This window comes from Allobosea sp. CER48 (assembly GCF_044752385.1).
In the GTDB taxonomy this organism is placed as follows: domain Bacteria; phylum Pseudomonadota; class Alphaproteobacteria; order Rhizobiales; family Beijerinckiaceae; genus Allobosea.
Map to the genome: position 1 here is coordinate 1 of NZ_JBIWYK010000176.1, position 6,240 is coordinate 6,240.

At 67.7% G+C, this 6,240-nt stretch carries 7 protein-coding genes; 1 reads left to right on the forward strand and 6 read right to left on the reverse strand.

What is annotated here, in order from left to right:
• Positions 1-24: 24 nt before the first annotated feature.
• From ACIPIA_RS08620 to yajC, 5 genes are all read right to left on the reverse strand, one after another.
• Complete coding sequence (locus ACIPIA_RS08620; RefSeq protein WP_400508563.1) at positions 25-912, reverse strand: phytoene/squalene synthase family protein; 888 nt, start codon at positions 910-912, stop codon at positions 25-27.
• 96 nt (positions 913-1,008) lie between these two features.
• Positions 1,009-1,386 (reverse strand): Mth938-like domain-containing protein, encoded by a 378-nt coding sequence (locus ACIPIA_RS08625; RefSeq protein ID WP_400508565.1) that lies wholly within the window; start codon positions 1,384-1,386, stop codon positions 1,009-1,011.
• 8 nt (positions 1,387-1,394) lie between these two features.
• The gene (secF, locus tag ACIPIA_RS08630) at positions 1,395-2,354 is read right to left on the reverse strand and encodes a protein translocase subunit SecF (RefSeq protein ID WP_400508573.1); all 960 of its coding nucleotides are present in this window, start codon (positions 2,352-2,354) and stop codon (positions 1,395-1,397) included.
• 33 nt (positions 2,355-2,387) lie between these two features.
• A complete protein-coding gene (gene secD / locus ACIPIA_RS08635) occupies positions 2,388-3,998 on the reverse strand; it encodes a protein translocase subunit SecD (protein ID WP_400508567.1) in 1,611 nt (536 codons plus the stop codon).
• A gap of 63 nt (positions 3,999-4,061) precedes the next feature.
• Positions 4,062-4,337 (reverse strand): preprotein translocase subunit YajC, encoded by a 276-nt coding sequence (gene yajC / locus ACIPIA_RS08640; RefSeq protein WP_149133600.1) that lies wholly within the window; start codon positions 4,335-4,337, stop codon positions 4,062-4,064.
• 323 nt (positions 4,338-4,660) lie between these two features.
• Between yajC and ACIPIA_RS08645 the strand changes: the two genes are divergently transcribed.
• On the forward strand, positions 4,661-5,545 hold the full coding sequence (locus tag ACIPIA_RS08645; RefSeq protein ID WP_400508569.1) for an ATP-binding protein: 885 nt from the start codon (positions 4,661-4,663) through the stop codon (positions 5,543-5,545).
• A 223-nt stretch (positions 5,546-5,768) separates the two neighbouring features.
• On the opposite strand, the gene ACIPIA_RS08650 is transcribed toward ACIPIA_RS08645, so the two are convergent.
• On the reverse strand, positions 5,769-6,240 hold a 472-nt coding region (locus ACIPIA_RS08650), incomplete at its 5' end, for a murein hydrolase activator EnvC family protein (protein ID WP_400508571.1).

Here is a 6,240-nt window from a genome sequence, read left to right on the forward strand (position 1 = left end):
CCTGACGCATACGGCCGCGGCGCGTCAGCTCCGGCGCGCCGCCCGCCACAGGATCCACTGCCGGCGCCAGGCCGGCAGAGCGATGATGGTGCGGTAGGGATCGTAGCTCCTCACCTCCATCCGCCTGAGATAGGGCTCGACCAGCGCGAGCGGCAGGAAGGCCGGCTTCAGCGCCGGCGGAATCGTCTCGCTCAGGCCCGTCAGCTTCTTCAGGTGACCGCGGGCGATCTCCCGCAGCTCTTTCAGCGTATAAAGCACGCCCGGTCCGCCGCGCCCGCGCACGATATCGTCGCGCGTCACGCCGTTGCGGGCGAGGATGTCGGCCGGCAGGTAGACCTGCCCCTCGGCGGCATGCCAGGGAAAGGCACGCATCAGGCCGGCCAGCGCATAGGCGACGCCGGCATGGCCGCAGGCCGTCGCCCCGCCCGGGTCGCGCCCCCCTGCGAGAATGAGACAGGCAAGCCTGATCACCGCGCTCGCGGTCTCGCCGGCATAGCCCTCCAGATCGCGCAGCGAAGGCATCGGGTCGTCGTAGAGGTCGAAGATGCGGGCATCGATCAATGCGGTCAGCGGCGCGATCGGCAGGCGGTAGCGCCGGATCGTGTCGAGCAGCGCCGCGGCGACCGGGTGTGCCTGCGTCTCGCCGCCCGCCTGGCCTTCCAGAACGTCACGCCACCATTGCAGCCGCACCTCGCCCGGCAGCGGCTCGCTGACCAGCGCCCGCACCCGCGCGATCTCGAGGCTGAACGCATAGAGGGCGTAGAGGGCGGCCCGGCGGTCCTCGGGTGCATAAAGGCCGGCGATGTAGCGATCCTGGTCCTGCTCGCGCACGAGCGTCGCGCAGTGGGCATAGGCCTCCGGCAGGCGCGCCGGCGCGATGTCCCTGCGATCGTCGGTTTCGGTCTGCGGCATCATCCCGCCTCGGCCTGTCATCATCCGGCCGCTTCAATGTAGGGCAAGTGCCCTACTCCCGCTACGCATCGCCGGCATGGTCGGCTTGCCGGGATTTCACTCAATCGCGATCAGCGCCGCCGCCACACGGCGGTCCTCGCCGACGAGGACGTTGTACGTGCGCGCCGCTGCGCCGGTCGCCATGCCCTCGACAGTGATCCCCGCCTGCCTCAGCGGATCACGCAGAGCGGGCGGAATAAAGGCGATGTCGGCCCCGGTCCCGATCAGCAGGAAGTCGATGCCGTCGGCCTCGTCCAGCACCGGCTGCAGGCTCTCGATCGTCACCTCCGCGAAGCGCGACACCGGCCAGATGCGGATGCCGGCCGGGGTGGCGATGATCGAACCCTTGTGGCTCATCTCCGCGAAACGGAAGCCGCCCGCGCCGATCGCGTCGAGCGGAAACCGGCCGGGAATGAATCCGTCGAAACGCGGCATGCAGCCGCTCAGGCCTTCGCCTTGGCGGCCGAGGCCTTGGCGCGCGCGGCCTCCTGCGCCTCCTCGCGGGCGCCGGCCGAGCGCACGTCCATGTAGAGCAGCACCGGCGTCGAGATGAACATCGCCGAATAGGTGCAGACCACCACGCCGAACAGCATGACGAGCGCGAAGCCCTCGATGGCCGAGCCGCCGAACAGCACGAGCGCCAGCAGCGACAGGAAGGTGGTCGTCGCCGTCATGGCCGTGCGCGACAGGGTCGAGTTGACCGAGAGGTCGAGCAGCTCGGCCACGGGCATGGTCTTGTAGCGGCGCAGCAGTTCGCGCGTGCGGTCGAACACCACGACCGTTTCGTTCAGCGAGTAGCCGACGATCGTCAGGATCGCGGCGATCGAGGTCAGGTTGAATTCGAGCTGCGTGATCAGGAAGAAGCCGATGGTCAGCACGATGTCGTGCAGCGTGCCGAGGATTGCGCCGATCGCCAGCGGCATCTCGAAGCGGAACCAGAGATAGATCAGCACGCCGACGATCGCGAGCACGACGCCGAGCGTGCCGGCCTGCACGAGCTCGCCCGAGACGCGCGGACCGACCGTCTCGACGCGCCGGAACTCGTACTGCGAGGCGAAGGCGTCGCGCGCCTTCACCACGACCGCCTGCTGCGCGGTCTCGCCGCCCGGCTGCATGCCGAAGCGCATCAACACTTCACCGCCGGAGCCGAACTCCTGCACTTCGGCCTCGCCGAAGCCGAGCCCGTTGGCCGTATGGCGGATCTGGGCAATGTCGACGGCACCCGCCTTCGACTGCATTTCGATCAGCGTGCCGCCCTTGAAGTCGATGCCGAAATTCAGGCCGACGGTCAGGAACAGGGTGATCACGAGGATCGAATAGGCGGCCGACAGCGGGTAGCTGAAGCGGCGGAACCAGACGAACTTGAACTTGGTGTTGTCGGGAACGATACGAAGGAGGCGCATGCGCATGGCCAATCTCCTGAGGGGTTGGCAGCGTCAGAACGGAAGGTGCTTGGGCTTGGCCCAGCGATACCAGAGCGCGATCAGCATCCGGGTCAGCGTCACCGCCGTGATGACGGTGGTCAGGATGCCCAGGATGAAGACGACGGCGAAGCCGCGCACGGGGCCGGAGCCCAGCGAGAACAGCGCGACCGCCGCGATCAGCATGGTGACGTTCGAGTCGATGATCGTGGCGAAGGCGCGCTGGAAGCCGGCTTCGAGAGCCGAGACGAGGCTGCGGCCCTGGTGCTCCTCCTCACGCATGCGTTCGTAGATCAGCACGTTCGAATCGACCGCGGTGCCGATGGTCAGCACGATGCCCGCGATGCCCGGCAGCGTCATCGTCGCCCCGAGGAAGGACATCAGGCCGAAGATCAGGCCGACATGGACGACCAGCGCGATACTCGCGATCAGGCCGAAGATGCCGTAGGTCGCCAGCATGTAGAGCACCACCAGCACGGTGGCGATCAGGGTCGCCATCTTGCCGGCGCGGATCGAGTCGGCGCCGAGGCCGGGGCCGACGGTGCGCTCCTCGACGATGGTCATCTTGGCGGGCAGCGCGCCGGCGCGCAGCAGGATCGAGAGATTGTTGACCTGCTCGACCGTGAAGTTGCCGGAAATCTGGCCGGAGCCGCCCGTGATCGGCGACTGGATCACCGGCGAGGAGATCACCTTGTTGTCGAGCACGATCGCCAGCGGGCGGCCGAGATTCTCGGTGGTGATCTGGCCGAAGCGCTGGGCGCCGCGGATGTTGAAGCGGAAGTTCACGATCGGCTGGCCGCTGCGCGAATCGAAGGCGGGCTGCGCATCGATCAGGTCGGCGCCATCGACGGAAGGCTGACGAAGCACGGGGACAGTCTGCCCGCCGGCATCCTGCGAGGGCAGCATGTCGACATCGCTGCTGTTGGCATCGCCGACGAGGCGGAATTCGAGCTTGGCGGTATCGCCGAGGATCTGCTTCAGGCGCTGCGGGTCCTGCAGGCCCGGCACCTGCACCAGGATGCGGTCGAGACCCTGGCGCTGGATGTTCGGCTCGGTGGTGCCGAGCGCGTCGACGCGGCGGCGCAGGACTTCCATCGCCTGTTCGACGGCGCGGCGGATGCGCTCGTTCGAGCCGGCTTCCGTCACGGTCAGCTGGACCAGCCCGTCGGGCTGCTCGGCGACGTTGATCGACTGGTTCCCCGAGGGGCCGAAGGCGCCGAGCGTGCCGATCGGCTGGGCGAGCTCGCGCAGCTTCGGCATGACGCGGGCGCGCTCGGCCGCATCGGGGACGCGCATCTGGACGCCGCGCGTCGTGGTCTGGATGCCGCCCTGGATGCTGACGCGCTCCTCCCGCAGGATGCGGCGGACGTCGTCGCGCAGCTGGGTCACCTGGCTGCGCACCAGCTCCGCCCGGTCGATCTCGAGCAGGACGTGTGAGCCGCCCTGCAGGTCGAGGCCGAGCACCACCGCATGGATCGGCAGGAAGGCCCGCGGTATCCAGGATGGGGCGTTGGTTTCGATGGCCTTGCGCGTCTCAGGCGAGAACAGGTTCGGCACGGCGAGCCCGCAGCCGACAAACAGCACGAGCAGGACGAGAATGACCTTGCGGGCCTGGAGACGAAGCATCTGTGGGGGCAGCCTTGTTGCCGTGCCCGGGTACCCGCGTCGGGTGCCCGGGCCGCCGCGTTCTTAGTTCTTGACCGGCTCGCTCTTCGAGCGGACGTCCTGGATCATACCGCGCACGATGCGCACGCGCACGCCGTCGGCGATCTCAGCTTCCAGTTCGCCGTCATCGACGACCTTCGAGACCTTCGCGATCAGGCCGCCCGAGGTCACGATCGTGTCGCCGCGGCGCACGTTCTTGATCATCTCCTGGTGGGTCTTCGCCCGGCGCTGCTGCGGCCGGATGATCAGGAACCACATGATGACGAAGATCAGCAGGAACGGCACGAGCTGGATCAGCATGTCGGCGCCGCCACCGGCTCCTGTCGCCTGGGCGAAAGCGGGGGTGATCACTGAAGAACTCCTCTCTAGCGGCGGCACGGAAGGCCGCCGGCCGCAGGACGCGGCAAAGGCATCGCCCGGCCAAAAATCGGGCGGACTATAGCCAGCAACGCCGTGAAATCAATCGGACACGCCCGGTTCCCCACGCGCGTCCCTCACCTATGGGCTTGCTGCCATTCGCGCAATGCCCCTTGCGCTCGATCCACGACGCGGTTTAGCTAGCCGCGATAACCGTACCGGACGGTACGGTACGGTTCATCAGGACGCAACGAAGGCGCACAGCCATGACCTCGACCGAAACCGCCCCGGACCAGACCCTCGCGACGCTGCTGCGGATCGCCGACGCGCTCGAGCGCATCGCCCCTCCCCGGCGCAAGGCCGCGGACCTCAAGGCGGCCGACGCCTTCGTCTGGCAGGCGACGGGCTCGGAACTCGTGCCGGTGCCGAAGGTCAACCGCGTCGCCCTCTCGCTTCTGCGCGGCGTCGACCGCGTCCGCGACACGCTGGCCGAGAATACCGAGCGCTTCGCCAAGGGCCTGCCGGCCAACAATGTGCTGCTCTGGGGCGCCCGCGGCATGGGCAAGTCCTCGCTGGTCAAGGCGGTGCACGCGGACACCAACCTGCATCTCGCCCAGGGGGCGCTGCCGCTGAAGCTGATCGAAATCCACCGCGAGGATATCGAGAGCCTTCCTGCCCTGATGAGCCAGTTGCGCAGCGACCCGCATCGCGCCATCGTCTTCTGCGACGATCTGTCCTTCGACAGCGACGACACCTCCTACAAATCCTTGAAGGCGGTGCTCGATGGCGGCGTCGAGGGGCGGCCGGACAATGTCGTGTTCTACGCCACCTCGAATCGCCGGCACCTGCTGCCGCGCGACATGATGGACAACGAGCGCTCGACCTCGATCAACCCTGGCGAGGCCATCGAGGAGAAGGTCTCGCTATCCGATCGTTTCGGCCTCTGGCTCGGCTTCCACAAATGCAGCCAGGACGAGTATCTCGAGATGATCAATGGCTATGTCGGCCATTTCGGCCTGCCCATAGCTCCCGAGGAGCTGCGTCGCGACGCCCTCGAATGGGCGACGACCCGCGGATCGCGCTCCGGCCGCACCGCCTGGCAATACATCCAGGATCTGGCCGGCCGGCTCGGCAAGCGGCTGGAAGGCTGAACGGCACGTCATTCCCGGGCGAAGCGAGGCTCCGCCCCGCGAATCTCTTCGCGAAAGAAGAGCCCTCGCCTGCTGGGATGCTCGGGCCGAGGCCGACCATGACGCCATTCGAACTGGCAAACGAAAACGGGGCGGCCCTTCCTGGGGCCGCCCCGTCCCTTTTTCGATCGGGAGGGTCTCGCGAACCGATCGAATCTCGGAACCTGGTCGCCGCGAACGCGGCTCAGTTGTTGAGATAGGGTGTCGGGTCTACCGGCGACGAACCCTTGCGCAGCTCGAAATGGAGCTGGGGCGAGGAAACGTTGCCGGACTGGCCGGAACTCGCCACCACCTGGCCGCGCTTGACCGTATCGCCGCGCTTCACCTTGAGCTCGCCGTTATGGGCATAGGCGGAGACGTAGCCGTTCGGGTGGCGGATCAGGACGAGGTTGCCGTAGCCTTTCAGCTCGCTGCCGGCATAGGCGACCGTGCCGCCCTCCGCCGCCTTGACCGGCGTACCCTCGGGAACCGCGATATTGATGCCCTCGTTGCCGCCCTTGCTGTAGCCGGCGATGACCCGGCCGCGAGCCGGCCAGCGGAAATCGGCCTTGTCGCCCGAGGATGCATCCTCTTCCTGCTTCGGCAGGCTGGCGGTGGTCTTCGGCTCGGGCGCGGGGTCGGCCTTCGGGATGGCGGTCGGCCTGGGCTCGACAGCC